Source organism: Candidatus Pelagibacter sp. FZCC0015, from assembly GCF_007833635.1.
In the GTDB taxonomy this organism is placed as follows: Bacteria; Pseudomonadota; Alphaproteobacteria; order Pelagibacterales; family Pelagibacteraceae; genus Pelagibacter.
Genome location: NZ_CP031125.1, coordinates 1,223,329 through 1,238,740 on the forward strand (window position 1 = coordinate 1,223,329; position 15,412 = coordinate 1,238,740).

At 28.9% G+C, this 15,412-nt stretch carries 21 protein-coding genes and 1 riboswitch; of the genes, 5 read left to right on the forward strand and 16 right to left on the reverse strand.

The features are described from left to right. Positions 1-46: 46 nt before the first annotated feature. A complete protein-coding gene (locus DT059_RS06460; RefSeq protein ID WP_145597743.1) occupies positions 47-1,000 on the reverse strand; it encodes a site-specific integrase in 954 nt (317 codons plus the stop codon). Positions 1,001-1,084: 84 nt separating this feature from the next. On the opposite strand from DT059_RS06460, the gene DT059_RS06465 reads away from it, so the two are divergent. Beyond that, entirely contained in the window at positions 1,085-1,306 is a 222-nt protein-coding gene (locus DT059_RS06465; RefSeq protein WP_145597745.1) for a hypothetical protein, read from the forward strand. Further along, positions 1,306-1,575: a methylated-DNA--[protein]-cysteine S-methyltransferase gene (locus DT059_RS06470; protein WP_075536314.1), complete on the forward strand. Its 270-nt coding sequence runs from the start codon at positions 1,306-1,308 to the stop codon at positions 1,573-1,575. Before DT059_RS06465 ends, DT059_RS06470 begins: the two co-directional genes overlap by 1 nt. Before the next feature lie 535 nt (positions 1,576-2,110). Here DT059_RS06470 and DT059_RS06475 read toward each other — a convergent pair. From DT059_RS06475 to rplM, 7 genes are read right to left on the reverse strand one after another with little or no spacing between them, the layout of a single operon-like run. Then, positions 2,111-2,962 carry a DMT family transporter gene (locus DT059_RS06475; protein ID WP_145597746.1) on the reverse strand — a complete coding sequence of 284 codons (852 nt, stop codon included), beginning with the start codon at positions 2,960-2,962 and terminating at the stop codon, positions 2,111-2,113. A 16-nt stretch (positions 2,963-2,978) separates the two neighbouring features. Next, positions 2,979-3,881, reverse strand: coding sequence for an AEC family transporter (locus tag DT059_RS06480; protein WP_145597748.1), 903 nt, complete (start codon positions 3,879-3,881; stop codon positions 2,979-2,981). Beyond that, the gene (locus tag DT059_RS06485; protein WP_145597750.1) at positions 3,881-5,173 is read right to left on the reverse strand and encodes a homoserine dehydrogenase; all 1,293 of its coding nucleotides are present in this window, start codon (positions 5,171-5,173) and stop codon (positions 3,881-3,883) included. The genes DT059_RS06480 and DT059_RS06485 overlap by 1 nt, the downstream gene beginning before the upstream one ends. After that, the gene (locus DT059_RS06490) at positions 5,170-5,397 is read right to left on the reverse strand and encodes a hypothetical protein (RefSeq protein WP_145597753.1); all 228 of its coding nucleotides are present in this window, start codon (positions 5,395-5,397) and stop codon (positions 5,170-5,172) included. Before DT059_RS06490 ends, DT059_RS06485 begins: the two co-directional genes overlap by 4 nt. Further along, complete coding sequence (gene argC / locus DT059_RS06495; RefSeq protein WP_145597755.1) at positions 5,394-6,416, reverse strand: N-acetyl-gamma-glutamyl-phosphate reductase; 1,023 nt, start codon at positions 6,414-6,416, stop codon at positions 5,394-5,396. Before argC ends, DT059_RS06490 begins: the two co-directional genes overlap by 4 nt. A gap of 33 nt (positions 6,417-6,449) precedes the next feature. Beyond that, complete coding sequence (rpsI, locus tag DT059_RS06500) at positions 6,450-6,887, reverse strand: 30S ribosomal protein S9 (RefSeq protein ID WP_145597757.1); 438 nt, start codon at positions 6,885-6,887, stop codon at positions 6,450-6,452. A gap of 1 nt (position 6,888) precedes the next feature. Continuing rightward, positions 6,889-7,347 (reverse strand): 50S ribosomal protein L13, encoded by a 459-nt coding sequence (rplM, locus tag DT059_RS06505; RefSeq protein ID WP_023853784.1) that lies wholly within the window; start codon positions 7,345-7,347, stop codon positions 6,889-6,891. Positions 7,348-7,490: 143 nt separating this feature from the next. Next, positions 7,491-7,557: riboswitch (SAM riboswitch) on the forward strand. Between the two features lies 1 nt (position 7,558). On the opposite strand from rplM, the gene DT059_RS06510 reads away from it, so the two are divergent. After that, positions 7,559-8,887 (forward strand): O-acetylhomoserine aminocarboxypropyltransferase/cysteine synthase family protein, encoded by a 1,329-nt coding sequence (locus DT059_RS06510; RefSeq protein ID WP_145597760.1) that lies wholly within the window; start codon positions 7,559-7,561, stop codon positions 8,885-8,887. A 29-nt stretch (positions 8,888-8,916) separates the two neighbouring features. On the opposite strand, the gene DT059_RS06515 is transcribed toward DT059_RS06510, so the two are convergent. Continuing rightward, entirely contained in the window at positions 8,917-9,942 is a 1,026-nt protein-coding gene (locus DT059_RS06515; protein ID WP_145597762.1) for a COX15/CtaA family protein, read from the reverse strand. A gap of 43 nt (positions 9,943-9,985) precedes the next feature. On the opposite strand from DT059_RS06515, the gene DT059_RS06520 reads away from it, so the two are divergent. Beyond that, positions 9,986-10,276, forward strand: coding sequence for a chorismate mutase (locus DT059_RS06520; RefSeq protein WP_023853781.1), 291 nt, complete (start codon positions 9,986-9,988; stop codon positions 10,274-10,276). Here DT059_RS06520 and DT059_RS06525 read toward each other — a convergent pair whose 3' ends face one another. The 6 genes from DT059_RS06525 to DT059_RS06550 are packed head-to-tail and all read right to left on the reverse strand — an operon-like array spanning position 10,277 to position 12,796. Continuing rightward, entirely contained in the window at positions 10,277-10,468 is a 192-nt protein-coding gene (locus DT059_RS06525) for a 50S ribosomal protein L33 (RefSeq protein WP_023853780.1), read from the reverse strand. Further along, entirely contained in the window at positions 10,446-10,832 is a 387-nt protein-coding gene (locus tag DT059_RS06530; protein ID WP_145597764.1) for a MerR family transcriptional regulator, read from the reverse strand. The genes DT059_RS06525 and DT059_RS06530 overlap by 23 nt, the downstream gene beginning before the upstream one ends. Continuing rightward, positions 10,822-11,121, reverse strand: coding sequence for an HU family DNA-binding protein (locus DT059_RS06535; protein ID WP_145597766.1), 300 nt, complete (start codon positions 11,119-11,121; stop codon positions 10,822-10,824). Before DT059_RS06535 ends, DT059_RS06530 begins: the two co-directional genes overlap by 11 nt. Position 11,122: 1 nt before the next feature. Next, positions 11,123-12,124: a phosphate acyltransferase PlsX gene (gene plsX / locus DT059_RS06540; protein ID WP_145597768.1), complete on the reverse strand. Its 1,002-nt coding sequence runs from the start codon at positions 12,122-12,124 to the stop codon at positions 11,123-11,125. Between the two features lie 19 nt (positions 12,125-12,143). Further along, positions 12,144-12,326 carry a 50S ribosomal protein L32 gene (rpmF, locus tag DT059_RS06545; RefSeq protein WP_023853776.1) on the reverse strand — a complete coding sequence of 61 codons (183 nt, stop codon included), beginning with the start codon at positions 12,324-12,326 and terminating at the stop codon, positions 12,144-12,146. A gap of 2 nt (positions 12,327-12,328) precedes the next feature. Next, positions 12,329-12,796, reverse strand: coding sequence for a ubiquinol-cytochrome C chaperone family protein (locus tag DT059_RS06550; protein WP_145597770.1), 468 nt, complete (start codon positions 12,794-12,796; stop codon positions 12,329-12,331). Between DT059_RS06550 and bamE the strand changes: the two genes are divergently transcribed. Further along, positions 12,795-13,280 carry an outer membrane protein assembly factor BamE domain-containing protein gene (gene bamE, locus DT059_RS06555; protein WP_145597771.1) on the forward strand — a complete coding sequence of 162 codons (486 nt, stop codon included), beginning with the start codon at positions 12,795-12,797 and terminating at the stop codon, positions 13,278-13,280. The two genes, DT059_RS06550 and bamE, sit on opposite strands and share 2 nt — an antisense overlap. Here bamE and DT059_RS06560 read toward each other — a convergent pair. Next, complete coding sequence (locus DT059_RS06560; protein WP_145597773.1) at positions 13,267-15,372, reverse strand: sodium-translocating pyrophosphatase; 2,106 nt, start codon at positions 15,370-15,372, stop codon at positions 13,267-13,269. The two genes, bamE and DT059_RS06560, sit on opposite strands and share 14 nt — an antisense overlap. Between the last annotated feature and the right edge of the window lie 40 nt (positions 15,373-15,412).

Consider the following 15,412-nt stretch of genomic DNA (forward strand, 5'->3'; position numbering starts at 1 on the left):
TGACTAATACTATTTTTTTATTTAAATCCTAGTATGTAACTTATATTTAAATTTTAATTTTATTTAGAGCATTATTTTTAAATAAATTTGCTTCTTTAATATATCTCCTAACCATTTGTGTTGATTTATGACCTGTCATTGCCATTATACTTCTTTCATCAGCTCCGTATTCAGCTGCAACAGTAGCAAAACCTGACCTTAAACTATGGCCGGCGAAATTTCTATTTTCAATACCTGCTAAATTCAAATATTCTTTCATTAATAAAACTACTGATTGGTCAGTTAATCTTTTATCTGTTAGTGACAAACCTTTCGAAAATCTTCTAAAAATAGGCCCAGTTTTAATTTTTGAAATTTCTAACCATTTTTGCAAGTTTTTAACAGGACAGTAAATTTCATTATTGAAGTAGGGTAGTCCTTTAATCATTCCTTCACCAAATTGATCAGTTTTTGATCTTTTAATAGTAATTTTAAGACCCTCAGGAACAAATTCTAAATCCTCATGATCGATTGAAATAAGTTCAGTTCTTCTAAAACCACCTCCAAAACCAATTAAAATTATTGATTTGTCTCTTAATTTCTTTATTTCTTCTATTTTTTGTTCATTTATTACATTAATTATTAATTTTAAATGATTGATTAAAATAGGTTTTTTACCTTTTTGCATACTGCCTTTGACTCTCCTTATGCCCATTAAATTTTCAACAATGATTGGATGTTTTGTATCTAAATAATAGCCTTTAAGCTTATGAACCATACTAATTGCTACCAATCTTCTTCTTAAAGTGCTTATTTTTGAATTTTTAGATAGATGAGTAATGTATAAAGAAACAATTTTTGGCTCAGACGGTAAAGATTTAAAACCGTGTTTAGCACAAAAAGCGCTAAAATCTTTAAAATCTGATTTATAAGCTCTCAATGTGTTATTTGCTTTTGAGCTCTTAAGGTTATTTAATGTCGCCTCATGCAGCGATTTTAGATCTGTAGTTAGTTCATTCATATAATTACTATTGATAACAATTAATTATCGTTAGTAATATATCAGGTATTTTATAATGTCAAATAAAATAATTTATTAATTTAAATGACAATTAATGACATTGTGAGAACAAGAAGTATGAAATATTATTTAAAGATGGGCATAGATGGAGTAATTGAACCGATATATTTCTTAATAACTTCTTTTGGTTTTGCAATATTAAGCTTTATTAACTATAGAAAATCTGGAAAAACACTTGAAACTATTTATCTTTCAATTTTAACTGTTTTCTTTATAGTCTGCTTCATTATTTTAAATTTTTATTGATGAAAGGTACTAAATTTCAATTAAAAGTCTGGAATTACCTTAAAACTATACCAAAAGGCACTGTTAAAACCTATAAACAGGTAGCAATAGCTATAAAAAGACCTAAATCTGCGCGTGCTGTAGCTAATGCATGTGGAAAAAACCCTTATGCTCCTAAAATACCATGTCATAGAGTAATTCGGTCCGATGGAGGCCTTGGTGGGTACTCAGGGAGAGGTGGAATTAAGACTAAACTGCGTTTATTGAGGTCTGAAAAAGTTGATATTTAGTGGCTTTTTTGGACTATTTTATGTTCAAAAACACAAGTAAAATCAATGTTTTTTCAATATTTAAGTGTATTTTAGCATGAATAGTGTTATGCACCCTTCAGTTGTACTATATATCGAGATATAACAAAATAAGACACCTCTATGGCCGTTTAATACACATATTCTATAACTGCATTGCTCTGCTTTTCAATGATAACATGGCTTATTTTAGCATCAAATTTTAAAGATTTTTTATGAATTTTTGTTCCCCTACCAACTTGCTTTAATAAGAATTTTGAATTTTTTACATAATTTGCTTAAAAATACATTGGTATTAAACACTTTTAAGCATAGTGCTTTATTTTCTCTTTCAAGCTTACCATTTTTGCCTTTATATTATTTAAAAGAGTATCTATTATTTCTAATTTTCTTTTATAAACACAATGATTTATTTTAATTTATATTTATTAGAATAATAATTTTGTATAATAATTACAATAGTTTAAATAAGTATATTAAAGTATTACTTTATATATTAGTAAATATTTATTTACTATTAGTTAGAACGAGTAAGCAAATACTCTCTTCTAGAAATATATAAACCACTGAGAACAATGATAAACAAACCTAAATAAGTCCAATTATCAGGTAACTCATGAAAGAAATAGTAACTAATCAGTATATTTGTAATTATCTCTGTATAGCCCAAAGGAGCTAATTTAGAGGCATCAGCGTATTTAAGTGATAATATGAGGAAAAGGTGCGCTACGGAGGCTATAAGGCCGATTAAAGCCATTAAAATCCACTGATTTGACGTAGGATTAACCCAAACTGAGGGCATAAATAGGCTAATTATTATGGTTCCTATTAATCCTGATAGTAATAAGGTTAAAAGAGGATTGTCAGAGGTACTGAGCTTCCTCGTAATAATAAGATAAAAACCATAGCAAATTCCATTACCTAAAGCAGCCATGGTAGCTAAATTAAGTTCTATAAAGCCAGGTCTGATGACAATTAAAGTTCCAATAAAACCTAATGATACAGCAGTCCATCTCTTCACCCCTACTTTCTCATTTAAAAAAAATGGAGATAAGGCTGTAACACAAATTGGAGCAACAAAAGCTAAGGTTAAGGCTTTAGGAAGTGAAATTTCCGATATTGCATAAAAGAACAAATAGGTAGAAAACACAAAAATTAATCCTCTAATTAATTGAAGGGCTGGTTTTTTCGTCCAAACTAATGAATGCCTATAAAAGATAATCATTAGTGATAATGTAAAGACTACAGTAAAAAAATATCTTGCCCATGTTATCTGTAAAACATCCATAGATGAGCTTAAATATTTGGCAAAAGCATCCATTACAGGAACAATCATCCAAGCAGATGCATTTAAAATTATAGCCTTCATAAAAGAAGGATATCTCTTAATAGAAGTATTTTAAAGCAAAGAATACAACAAGCGGGACTGTTATAAACGACATTAATGTAGAGACAACAATGGTGCTCGCGATGTTATCAACTATTTCCTTAGGTGAATACATTGAACCAATAAGATAATTTAATATTGCACTAGGCATTGATGATTGAATTAATATAACACCCGCACCAAACCCTGATAAATCAAAATATATTATTATGATAAAACCAATTATTGGACCAATTATTACTCTTCCAATTGAAGAAATTATTGAGTTAGTTAGAGAAAATACTTTTAACTTTGTTAATGCTATACCTAAAGACATAAGTATTAAAACAATAGCAGTATAAGTTAATAGCTCAGTAAGATTAATTATAGCCTTTGGCATTTCTAGATCAAAATACAAAAAACCAACAGAAAATATTATTGCATAAAAAGGTGGATTTTTAATCAAAATTTTAAAATCAAATTTTCTATCAGCAAGAAAAACACCAAGAGTAAAGTGTAGTAAAATGATTAATGAAGATATAGATGCAGCAATACCAAGACCTTGAGAACCATACGCAAAAAGACATATCGGTATGCCCATATTCCCATTATTTGGCAGGATAAAAACTGGTACCTCTCTTATAATGTCTTTAGTTTTTAATAAGTATAAAATTATTATTCCAGTTAAAGTAAAACCAATAATTGCTATTAAGTAATAAATAAAATAACTAGCATAAATATCAAAAGATATTCCTGTTGAGGTTATAGCGTAAATAACCATAGATGGTGTACCTACATTTGAAGCAAAACTGGTAATAAAAGAGTTATCAAAGTTTGGATTTTTTTTACCTAAGTAGTATCCAATACCAACTATAAAAAAAACTGGAAATAAAACTTCAAAAAGTTTTAAATAAATTTCCATTAACCAAGCAATCTAATTAATGTTGGTGTTTTTAATATATTTTTATTTTTCTTAAATATCGATAAGCAATTATGGCAATTAATTTCAGATGTTTTATGTGTAATTATAACAATTGTTGCTTTATTATTTTTCTTATCAGGTGTCTGAATCAATCTTTTTACAGATATTTTATATTTAGCTAGGCGATTAGTTATTTGAGATAATACACCAGGTTTATCTTTTACTTCAAACCTTAAATATAATGAATTAACGTAATTGTTTACATTGTATGGTTTTAAAGATTTAAGCTTTGAAACAGTAACACCAAAAGGTTTCTTTATGTTACCACGTAAAATAGATAACAAATCAGAAAGTAATGATGATGATGTTGGACCAGGTCCTGCTCCTTCACCTTGTAATACACTTTCACCAACAGGTTTACCTTGCAGGATAACTGCATTCATTACCCCATTTACATTACCTATATAGGATTTTATACTAACTAAGCATGGATGAACAGTCTCAAAAAGTTGATTATTCTTTAACTCAGAAATACCAAGAAGCTTTATTCTTAAATCTAATTGATTTGCAATTTTAATATCTTTCAATTCTATTTTTTCTATTCCTTCCATTAAGCATTTATGTTTTGAAATTTTACTATTAAAAGCTAAAGCAGATAAAATTCTTATTTTGGCAAATGCGTCAAATCCGTTTAAGTCTAATTTAGGATTACCAGGTTCGGCATAACCAAGCATCTGTGCTTTTTTTAAAACGTCACCAAAATTTTCATTTGAATTTTCCATTTCAGATAAAATATAATTTGAAGTGCCGTTAAGAATTCCATAAACCTTTGATATTTTATTTGTTGCTAATCCTTCTTTAATAGATCTTAATATCGGGATACCTCCAGCAACTGATGCTTCAAATTCCAAATTAACTTTATTTTTTTCTGCAAGTTTTGCTAACTCATTGCCGTGTTTTGATATTAAAGCTTTATTAGGTGTAATAACATGGATTTTACTTTTTAAAGCAGTTTCTACAACTTTTTTAGAAATTCCATCTGATAAACCTATAGCTTCAAACAATATATCAATGTTATTTTTTTTAAAAATTTCTAAAGGATTTTTGTAAAATATTTTTTTATTAACTTTAAATTTTCGTTTTTTATTAATACTTCTTGCAGATACTGCAACTACATTTATTTTCTTACCTGTTTTAAGCTCAATATCTTTCTTTTTTGTATTTAGTTCGTTTAGCAAATAATTGCCGACCTGGCCAAGTCCTACTACTGCAATATTAATTAATTTACTCATTTACTTATATCCGGATATTTACTTTTTTTTGTATAGTCATCTATATAAATCTCATATTCCTCTAAAGTCATTGACGTTATATCGTCTGCCTTTTTTAATATTTGATTTATTTTTTTTTGATTTTTTTTATTTTCAATAGAATTTTCTGTCCAATATTGAGAATCTTTGTTTAAAGAACAATTAGCTAATATTAATGAAAAAAAAATTATTATAAATTTTCTCATTTTAAACCAGTCTTTTCAGGAAAATTAAATTTATTATTTAAATTTTGCACAGCTTGACCTGCTCCACCCTTAATCAAATTATCGATAGCAGATAGAATGATAATTTTATTACTATATTTAGATTTGCACACAGAAATATAACAGTTATTAGTATTTATTACTTCATTGGTACTTAACAAAGAGTCAGGTTTTAATATTTTTACAAAACTCTCATTTTGATAAAAACTAGTTAATGTTTTTAATACTTTAGCTTGTGAAATATTGTTTTCTAAATCAACATATATAGTACTCAAAATACCTCTGAACATTGGTGATAAGTGGGGAGTAAAACTAAATTCAAATTTTTTCTTTGTAAATTTTCTTAACATTTGATCTATTTCAGAATTGTGACGATGATAACCAACTCCATATGCACTTAAAGATTCATATAAATTTTTATCTTTATACTTTTTGTGAACTCCTCTACCAGCGCCTGAATATCCAGATTTTGAATCAATTATTATATTATTTAATTTAATTAAATTTTTCTTAAATAAAGGAAATAGAGGAAGCAATATTGATGTTGGATAACATCCTGGACATGAAATAATATTATATTTTTTAACCTCTTTTCTATTAATTTCAGGAAGTAAATAAATACTTTTTTTTATTATATTAGTTGCTCGATGTTTTTGTTTATACCACTTTAAATAATCAGAAGCTTTTTCTAATCTAAAATCTGCAGCAAGATCTATTAAAGTATGATTATTGCTTAAATGTTTAGATATATCCTGCGCTTCCCCATTTGGAAGTGCTGTAAAAATAACATGAACGTCTTTTAATAATTTTTTATTAAATTTTAAAATTTTTGGTAATTTATATTTAGATAAAGATTTATCGTAAAATTTGACGTGTTTACCCACAGAAGAGTTTCCACAAAGGTATTTAATATTAATATATTTGTGTTTAACTAATAATTTAATTAATTGAACACCAATATATCCAGTTGATCCAGCAACTAATGCATTAAGCTTAGGCATTTTTTATTATAACAGTTAAAAATTAAAAAAAAATTATCTTTTAGAGAATTGGAAGCTTCTTCTAGCTTTTCTTCTACCAGGTTTTTTTCTTTCAACTGCTCTTGAGTCTCTGGTAGTAAGTTTCTCTGCTTTTAAGGTGGCTTTTAGATTTTCATCAAATAATACCAAAGCTTTTGATATGCCATGAACCATAGCCCCTGCTTGGCCTGTAGGTCCTCCTCCTTTTACACTACATCTTACATCATAATCTGTAGCCTGATTAATAATCTCAAATGGTCTTGTAATTTGCATTTTATGTGTTTCATCAGCAAAATAATCACTAAATAATTTACCATTAACATAAATTTTACCAGAACCTTTTTTTAACCAAACTTTAGCTATTGATGTTTTTCTTCTTCCTGTAGCATATTTGCTATCTTTAAAATCTAATTTTAATTTAGGAGATTTTGAAGCTGATTGAGTATTTTCCATGTTAGTTTCTAGCTATATTTTTACTATTTAATTTGTCTAACTCAATAACTGTAGGATTTTGTGCTGAATGAGGGTGTTCATTTCCTGCATAAATTTTTAATTTTGTTAATTGTTTTCTGCCCAATACTCCACCTGGTAACATTCTTTTAACTGCCATTTTTAAAGTTTCTCCAGGTTTTTTTTCATGAAGTTTTTCAGGTGTTGTAACCTTAATTCCACCTGGATGACCAGTGTGTCTGTAATATTTTTTATCTTGAAATTTTTTTCCAGTAAATTTTGCTTGTTCAATATTTTTAACAACCACAAAGTCACCATCATCCATATGAGGAGTGTATGTAGTTTTATTCTTACCTCTTATGATATTTGAAACTACAGTTGCTAATCTTCCAACTACTGCATTCTTTGCATCTATTTCATACCAAGATGAAGCTAATTGGTCTTTTTTAGTGAATTTTGTCATTGTGCGAGGATTAATACTATTAATAATTACAAAGTCAATTTTATATTTAGCTTGAATTATGTAGCTTATATGCTAAAAAGTACTTGCCGATTTGATCCTATTGCGGGCTTATAACTGCTAAAAAGGAATTTTTCACAACATTGCAAATTGGTAGGCATTTGAACTGTATTGTGCGCCTTATATAAAGTTAAAGCACTAAAAAAGGAGTAAAATGAGTACAAAAAGAAACAATCCAGAAACTATAGCCATACACGGTGGTGACTATAGAAGCGATCCAGCAACAAATTCTGTAGCTGTACCAATATATAGAACAACATCATATCAATTTAATAGTACAGAGCACGCAGCAAATCTCTTTGCACTAAAGGAGTTTGGGAATATTTACACACGAATCATGAATCCTACTAATGATGTTCTAGAAAAGAGATTGTCTGCTCTTGAAGGAGGTCTAGCAAGTCTAACGGTTTCTTCAGGTCAAACTGCATCTACTTTTGCAATCTTAAATGTTGCACAAGCTGGAGATAACATAGTTAGTTCAACAGATTTATATGGTGGAACTGTATCTTTGTTTACACATACTTTAAGTAAACTTGGAATTGAAGTTAGGTATGCTGACCCTTCAGATCCTAAAAACTTTGAGAAAGCTATTGATGACAAAACCAGAGCTTTTTATGGTGAAACATTACCAAATCCATATTTAAGGGTTTTTCCAATTAAGGAAGTTTCCGATATTGGAAGAAAACATAATATACCATTAATAATGGATAACACAGCTGCACCAGTTATTTGTAAACCAATTGAACATGGTGCTGCAGTAGTTGTTTATTCACTTACAAAGTACATAGCTGGACATGGAACAGTTGTTGGTGGTGCTCTGGTTGATGGTGGTAATTTTGACTGGACTGCAGATGCTAAAAGACAACCTTTATTTAACGAACCTGACGCTAGTTATGGTGGAGTTGTTTGGGGTAAAGCAGTGCCAGAATTAACAGGAGCAAATGTATCTTTTGCGGTTAGAGCAAGAGTTACATTGCTAAGAGATCTTGGTTCTGCCCTATCACCTGATAATGCATTTGGCGTCATTCAAGGTTTAGAGACTGTAGCTTTAAGAATGAAACAGCATTGTGAAAACGCGGCTAAAGTCGTTGATTACTTAAAAAAACACAAAGCCATTAATAGAGTAATTTACGCTACCGAACATGATAAAGAAATATCAAGTCGTGCAACAAAATATCTAAAAAATGGAAATGGTGCATTAGTTGGTATTGAATTAGCTGGAGGAATAGATGCTGGAAAAAAATTTATTGAATCTTTAAAAATGTTTTACCATGTTGCTAATATTGGTGATGCAAGAAGTCTAGCTATTCACCCTGCTACAACTACACACAGTCAGTTAACAGAAGATGAACTAACTGCAGCTGGAGTAACACCAGGCTATGTGAGACTTTGCATAGGTCTAGAACACATAGATGATATTATTGATGATTTAGATCAAGCTTTAGATAAATCCTCTAAAGGTAATTTAAAAGCTGTTAGTTAGTTTGTGGTTTATATGTCTACGAATAGAAACTAATAAGCATTGTCTTTATATTTTGTAATATAAAGAAAATACAAAGTTGAAAGTATTATTAAAACAGAATTTATCTGGTGTAGAGATGCATAGATCATTTTTACTCCAGATAAAATTGTAAGAACACCCAAAACAATTTGAATCAATAAAGAAATTCCAATAATGAAGATTGGAATTCTTAAATTTATATTTGCATTTTTTAAAACAAAATAAAGCATGTAAAAATATATTATGACAATTAAATAAGCTAAATTTCTATGAATAAATTGAACAAGTGATTGATCATCAAATACTGTGAGATCAAACAAATCATTTATTACACTGTCATCCGGGAAATATGATGTGCCCATTAAAGGCCAAGTATTATAAATTTTACCTGCATCCATCCCGGACACAAATGCTCCAATTATTAATTGTAAAAATAATAATAATAAAAAAAATTTAATTGAGTTTAATTGAATATTAATATGATTAATTTTTATATCAGTTAGATTTAAATATTTCCAAAAAACTATAGACAAAATGATAAAAGCTGTAACTAAGTGTAGTGATAATCTATAATGACTAACATCAATTCTATCAATTAATCCACTTGATACCATGTACCATCCAATAAATCCTTGAAAACACACTAAGAAAAAAATAATTGAATATTCTTTTAAAATCCAAAAACCATTTTTAATTGTAAAATAGATCATTGGAAAAAGAACAGTTAGACCAATTAATCTCCCCAATTGACGATGCGCCCATTCCCACCAAAAAATAATTTTAAATTCATTTAAAGTCATATTAAAATTTTGCTCTTTATATTCTGGAATTGCTTTATAAAGATCAAAGTATTCTATCCATTTGTCATTTGTTAAAGGAGGAAATGTACCAACAAAAAGTTCCCAAGTAGTAATAGATAGGCCAGAGTCAGTTAATCTGGTTAGGCCACCCACTAAAATTATAAGCACGATCATCACTAATAAAGTGATCATCCATATTTTTAATTGAGAATTTAAAGAATAATTCTGACTGTACATGATTAGATAAATATAATAATTATTAATTAAACCAATAAATTAAATGTCGCCTAAAAACAAAAAAAAATTAGAAATAATAAGATCTAAATTAGATAAGTTAGATAATAAGTTGTTATCCTTGATTAAATACAGAACCAATCTTGTAAAAGAAGTTTTAAAACTTAAAGAATTTAAAAAAGAAATAGTAGATAAAAAGCGTATCAATTTTATACTTAAAAAAATTCACTCAAAATCTAAAAAACTAAAGATTGATCCTAAAATTACTAATCGAATATGGAAAAATATGATTTTGTCCTATATCGATTATGAAAAGAGAAACTTTAAGAAAAAATAATTACTTGCTATGTGGAGGAAGCTTTTTTTCCACGAACATTTCATGTTTTCTTGTGTCTGGGTTGTATTTTTTTGCTGAAAGTTTTACTTTAGCTTTTTCACCACCAGCAGGTTTTTTAACGTAGTAGAAATAAGGACTATCTGGTTTAGCCTCAGGAACCATTCTTACTTTAACGTGTGTTTTTTTTGCCATTTTTAAGTTCTTTTAATTTATTTGAAATTTTTATTAACTTATTTCTTAAATTTTCAGTTCTTATAGATTTATCTGCAATTTCGTCAAGCTTTAAAGAATCTTCATTATTTAATATTTTTTTCACACCATTTATTGTCATACCTTGATCTTTAAGTAAAAATTTAACTTTTTTTAGGAGATTTATTGTTTTCTCATCATAATATCTCCTATTTGAATTTAATATCTTTGGTTTAATTTGTTTAAATTGAGTTTCCCAAAATCTAATTACATGTGTAGGTAAAGCTCCTTTATCATTAGATTTTAGATTTAATATTTTAGCTACTTCACCAATAGTTTTGTAGGCGCTATCTGATTTATCCATCATCCTTTAAATTAACAAATTCTTTAAATTCTTTTGATGGTTTAAATAAAACAACATCTCTGCTTGAAATTACTTTTGTTTCTTTAGTTTTAGGGTTTCTCCCAATTCTAGATTTTTTTTGTCTGATAGAAAAAGTGCCAAATTTAGATAATTTTAATTTTTTTTTCTCTTTAATATTAGATACGATCGTTGATAAAAAATCTTCAATTAAATTTTCTGATATTTGTTTTGAAAATCCAAGCTGCATATAAACCAAATTAACTAAGTCTTTTTTAGTTAAATTAATTCTCATATTAAATATTTTGCTTAATCTTTTCTATCAAATTACCTTTAACAATTCTATGACAAACATCTAGAGAGTTTGAAAAGCCAATATAGTCAGTACCTCCATGACTTTTAACAACTGGAGAGTCTAAACCAATAAAAATTGCTCCGTTATATAATCTTGGATCTAGTCTTTTCTTAAATTTTGTTAAGTTTGATATATTCAGTAAAGATGAAATTTTACCTATTAATGTACCTGTCATAGCATTTTTTAATTCACTGGTTATAAAATTCGCAGTACCCTCTGCAGTTTTTAATGCAACATTTCCTGTAAAACCGTCTGAAACTATTACATTAACCTCTCCATCCATAAGATGATTTCCCTCAATATAACCAGCAAAGTTATAATTATCTGATTTTTTTTCATTTAATAATTGATAAGTTTCTTTGATAGTCTCATTGCCTTTTAATTCTTCTGAACCGATATTTAATAATGCTACGTTTGGTTTGTCATTCGGATATAGTGAGGTATATAACGAAGCTCCCATAATTGAAAAGTCTGATAAATTTTTAGAACTACATTCAATGTTGGCACCTAAATCCAATACAACGCTCATACCCTTTTTATTTGGCCACAAAGCAGACAGCGCAGGTTTATCGATATTTTCTATCATTTTTAAATTTAATTTTGATACAACTAGTAAAGCTCCAGTATTCCCAGCAGATATAACAATATCTGTTTCTTTATCTTTAACACTTTGAATAGCAAGCCACATACTTGTATCTTTACCTCTCTTTGCACCTTCTAGAGGACTATCTGTGCTTTCAATTTTTTTTTCTGTATGAATTATTTCAAAAAATTCTGTAGGTATTTTTCCTTTAATTAAGGGATTTATTATGTTCTTGTCACCAAAAATTTTAAAAAAATTATTTTTATTTGCAGAATGATTTAAAATAATACCATCTATTATTTTCTTTGGTGATCCATCACCACCCATTGCATCTACTGCAATTTTAATCAAATCTGACATTTTAATAGATTATAATATACTATTCTTTTGGGTCTAAAACTTGTCTTCCCTTATACATCCCAGTTTTAAGGTCTAAATGATGAGATAGCCTGTATTCACCTGATTTTTTATCTTCAACTATATTTTTAGTTGAAAATTTCATTGTTTGAGCTCTTCTCATTCCAGTTCTGGAAGGGGTTTGTTTTCGTTTTGGTACAGCCATAATTATGGGTTACTTACACTTTTTAAATAAGAATTCAAAGTTTTTTTTGATAAATTTCTATTAAAATGTTCAAAATATTCTAGTAATTCCTCATTATTATGAAAATCACTTAAAAAAGTGGAGATTTTTTTTAATTTTTCTGACCTTGATAAATCATCCCAGAAATGTATTTCAGAAACCATGGAATGAAACAAATTAATGTAATTTTTCATTTTTTTATTTATTGATTGATCTCCATATCCCACTTCTCTAATACTCAATTCAAGTTGCCTAAAATTATAGTCATAAATTTCCTGTAGAATTTTCTTATTTTCCTCATTTTTATAATTTTTCAAAAAAAAAGAAAAATGTAGTAAAAAAAGGGTCAATCGATCAGAAAAACTATCTTCTCTATTAAGATTTTTATATAAATCTTTATTTCTAGTGTAATTAATTAAATTATTATAAATATGAATATATTTTTCATTCATGAATAAAATATTATATATAATTTTAATATCTTTTATAGTTTCAAATTGCTCATTTAAACCTGTGGTAAAACATCATGGTGTACCTTTTTTAGAAAAAAAACAATTAGAACTTACAATAAATGAAAGTAATAAAAACGACATTAGAAAAATTTTAGGCAACCCTTCTACAACAAGTAAATTTGACAACGATGTATGGATTTATATTGAGCGGAAACAAACTCAATCTAAGTTAAAAAATTTAGGTAGAATGAAAATTTTCAAAAATGATGTGTTGGTATTAGAGATAGATAGTAATGGAATTTTAAAAAAAAAAGAATTTTATAATAAAGAAGATATGGAAAACATTAAAATTGTAGAAGCAACAACAGAAGCAGGTTTCAAACGAAACTCTTTTATTTATGACTTTATGTCAAGTATGAGACAAAAGATTAATGACCCTCTTGGACAGAGGGCCAAAAAACGTAAAGAAATTAGCCAGCGATAACAGCTAGAAGAAGTAAAGCTACTATGTTGGTAATTTTAATCATTGGGTTTACTGCTGGTCCAGCTGTATCTTTATAAGGATCGCCAACCGTATCACCAGTTACTGCAGCTTTGTGTGCTTCTGAACCTTTTCCACCATGATTTCCATCTTCAATATATTTTTTTGCATTATCCCATGCACCACCACCTGCAGTCATTGATACCGCAACAAATAAACCAGTTATAATAACACCAAGTAACATTGCACCAACCGAAGCTAGGGCAGCAACTTGTCCACCAATCGATAGAATTATAAAATATAGAACGACTGGAGATAAAACTGGTAATAATGATGGTATAATCATTTCCTTGATAGCAGCGACAGTAAGTAAATCTACTAATTTAGCGTAATCAGGTTTTTGTTTTCTTTTCATGATACCAGGGAATTTTTTAAATTGTCTTCTTACTTCGACTACAACTGCTCCACCTGCTCTTCCAACAGCTTGCATTCCCATTGAACCAAAAAGATAAGGTAACATTCCACCAATTAATAAACCAACCACTACATAAGGATTAGATAAATCAAAAGTTACTACAATACCCTCTAATGCAGATCCAGCTTCTTTCGAAAAATGTTTGATGTCTTCTGTGTAAGCAGCAAATAAAACTAAAGCACCCAAACCAGCAGAACCAATTGCATAACCTTTTGTAACAGCTTTAGTTGTGTTTCCTACTGCATCTAGAGCATCTGTTGTTTTTCTAACTTTCTTATCAAGGTTAGACATTTCAGCAATACCACCAGCATTGTCAGTAACTGGTCCGTACGCATCTAATGCAACAACCATTCCAGCTAATGCAAGCATAGTAGTTACTGCAATAGCAATGCCAAAAAGTCCAGCAATAGAATTTGTAATAAGAATTCCAGCAACAATAATTAATGCTGGTATTGCAGTTGCTTCCATAGAAACAGCTAGTCCTTGAATTACATTAGTACCATGACCAGTTGTTGATGATAAAGCAACAGATTTTACTGGTCTATAACTTGTTCCTGTATAGTATTCAGTAATCCAGATTAATAATCCAGTAATAACTAATCCTATCACACCACAATAATATAGATCCATTCCATTAAATGTCTTATCATTTATTGTGTACTCATTTGTAAAACCAATTACATGATCTGTAACAGGCCATAGTATTACTAAAGACGCTACTGCAGAGACAACAAATCCTTTATATAAGGCATTCATAACGTTATTACTTTTTCCAAGTTTAACAAAAAATGTTCCAACAATAGATGTTAACAAGCATGCAGCACCAATGGATAAAGGGTAAATCATCATATTAAGATCACCAACAAAGAAAATTGAAGATAAAACCATTGTCGCAACAATTGTAACAGCATATGTTTCAAATAAATCAGCAGCCATACCAGCACAATCTCCTACGTTGTCACCAACGTTATCTGCTATCACAGCAGGATTTCTAGGATCATCTTCTGGAATTCCAGCTTCAACTTTTCCAACTAAGTCAGCACCAACATCAGCACCTTTTGTAAAAATTCCACCACCTAATCTTGCGAAGATAGAAATTAGAGAAGCACCAAAACCTAATGCAACTAAAGCATTTACAATTTCTCTTTCCTCAACATTAGATTTCAATAATATATAATAATAAACTGCTATAGATAATAATGCTAAACCAGCAACCAACATTCCAGTTACAGCACCAGATTTAAAAGCAACTGAAAGACCTTGAGCTAAACCTTTTCTTGATGCTTCAGCTGTTCTAACGTTAGCTTCTACAGAAACTAACATTCCTACGTAACCAGCAATACCTGATAATGCAGCACCTATTAGATAACCAAGACCTACTAGTGGACTAAATGCAATACTTACAATTACTAAAACTACAGCACCAACAATAGCAATAGTTTTATATTGTCTTGCTAAATATGCCTTTGCACCAATTTGAATTGCAGATGCAATATCTTGCATTTTTGCATTTCCTGCACTTGAATTAAGAATGTTTTTACCAGTTAAAAATCCATAAACGATAGATAATAAACCAGCTCCAATTGTGTATAATAGTATTGTTTCGACTGTTCCGCTCATAATAACCTTAAGTTGTTGGTTGTTAAATTTTTAAGCCCGC

Excerpts from the sequence above, each read along its gene's own strand:
- DT059_RS06460 (WP_145597743.1), bottom strand. The coding sequence starts at position 1,000 with ATGAATGAACTAACTACAGATCTAAAATCGCTGCATGAGGCGACATTA.
- DT059_RS06465 (WP_145597745.1), top strand. The coding sequence starts at position 1,085 with ATGACAATTAATGACATTGTGAGAACAAGAAGTATGAAATATTATTTA.
- DT059_RS06470 (WP_075536314.1), top strand. The coding sequence starts at position 1,306 with ATGAAAGGTACTAAATTTCAATTAAAAGTCTGGAATTACCTTAAAACT.
- DT059_RS06475 (WP_145597746.1), bottom strand. The coding sequence starts at position 2,962 with ATGAAGGCTATAATTTTAAATGCATCTGCTTGGATGATTGTTCCTGTA.
- DT059_RS06480 (WP_145597748.1), bottom strand. The coding sequence starts at position 3,881 with ATGGAAATTTATTTAAAACTTTTTGAAGTTTTATTTCCAGTTTTTTTT.
- DT059_RS06485 (WP_145597750.1), bottom strand. The coding sequence starts at position 5,173 with ATGAGTAAATTAATTAATATTGCAGTAGTAGGACTTGGCCAGGTCGGC.
- DT059_RS06490 (WP_145597753.1), bottom strand. The coding sequence starts at position 5,397 with ATGAGAAAATTTATAATAATTTTTTTTTCATTAATATTAGCTAATTGT.
- argC (WP_145597755.1), bottom strand. The coding sequence starts at position 6,416 with ATGCCTAAGCTTAATGCATTAGTTGCTGGATCAACTGGATATATTGGT.
- rpsI (WP_145597757.1), bottom strand. The coding sequence starts at position 6,887 with ATGGAAAATACTCAATCAGCTTCAAAATCTCCTAAATTAAAATTAGAT.
- rplM (WP_023853784.1), bottom strand. The coding sequence starts at position 7,347 with ATGACAAAATTCACTAAAAAAGACCAATTAGCTTCATCTTGGTATGAA.
- DT059_RS06510 (WP_145597760.1), top strand. The coding sequence starts at position 7,559 with ATGAGTACAAAAAGAAACAATCCAGAAACTATAGCCATACACGGTGGT.
- DT059_RS06515 (WP_145597762.1), bottom strand. The coding sequence starts at position 9,942 with ATGTACAGTCAGAATTATTCTTTAAATTCTCAATTAAAAATATGGATG.
- DT059_RS06520 (WP_023853781.1), top strand. The coding sequence starts at position 9,986 with ATGTCGCCTAAAAACAAAAAAAAATTAGAAATAATAAGATCTAAATTA.
- DT059_RS06525 (WP_023853780.1), bottom strand. The coding sequence starts at position 10,468 with ATGGCAAAAAAAACACACGTTAAAGTAAGAATGGTTCCTGAGGCTAAA.
- DT059_RS06530 (WP_145597764.1), bottom strand. The coding sequence starts at position 10,832 with ATGATGGATAAATCAGATAGCGCCTACAAAACTATTGGTGAAGTAGCT.
- DT059_RS06535 (WP_145597766.1), bottom strand. The coding sequence starts at position 11,121 with ATGAGAATTAATTTAACTAAAAAAGACTTAGTTAATTTGGTTTATATG.
- plsX (WP_145597768.1), bottom strand. The coding sequence starts at position 12,124 with ATGTCAGATTTGATTAAAATTGCAGTAGATGCAATGGGTGGTGATGGA.
- rpmF (WP_023853776.1), bottom strand. The coding sequence starts at position 12,326 with ATGGCTGTACCAAAACGAAAACAAACCCCTTCCAGAACTGGAATGAGA.
- bamE (WP_145597771.1), top strand. The coding sequence starts at position 12,795 with ATGAATAAAATATTATATATAATTTTAATATCTTTTATAGTTTCAAAT.
- DT059_RS06550 (WP_145597770.1), bottom strand. The coding sequence starts at position 12,796 with ATGAATGAAAAATATATTCATATTTATAATAATTTAATTAATTACACT.
- DT059_RS06560 (WP_145597773.1), bottom strand. The coding sequence starts at position 15,372 with ATGAGCGGAACAGTCGAAACAATACTATTATACACAATTGGAGCTGGT.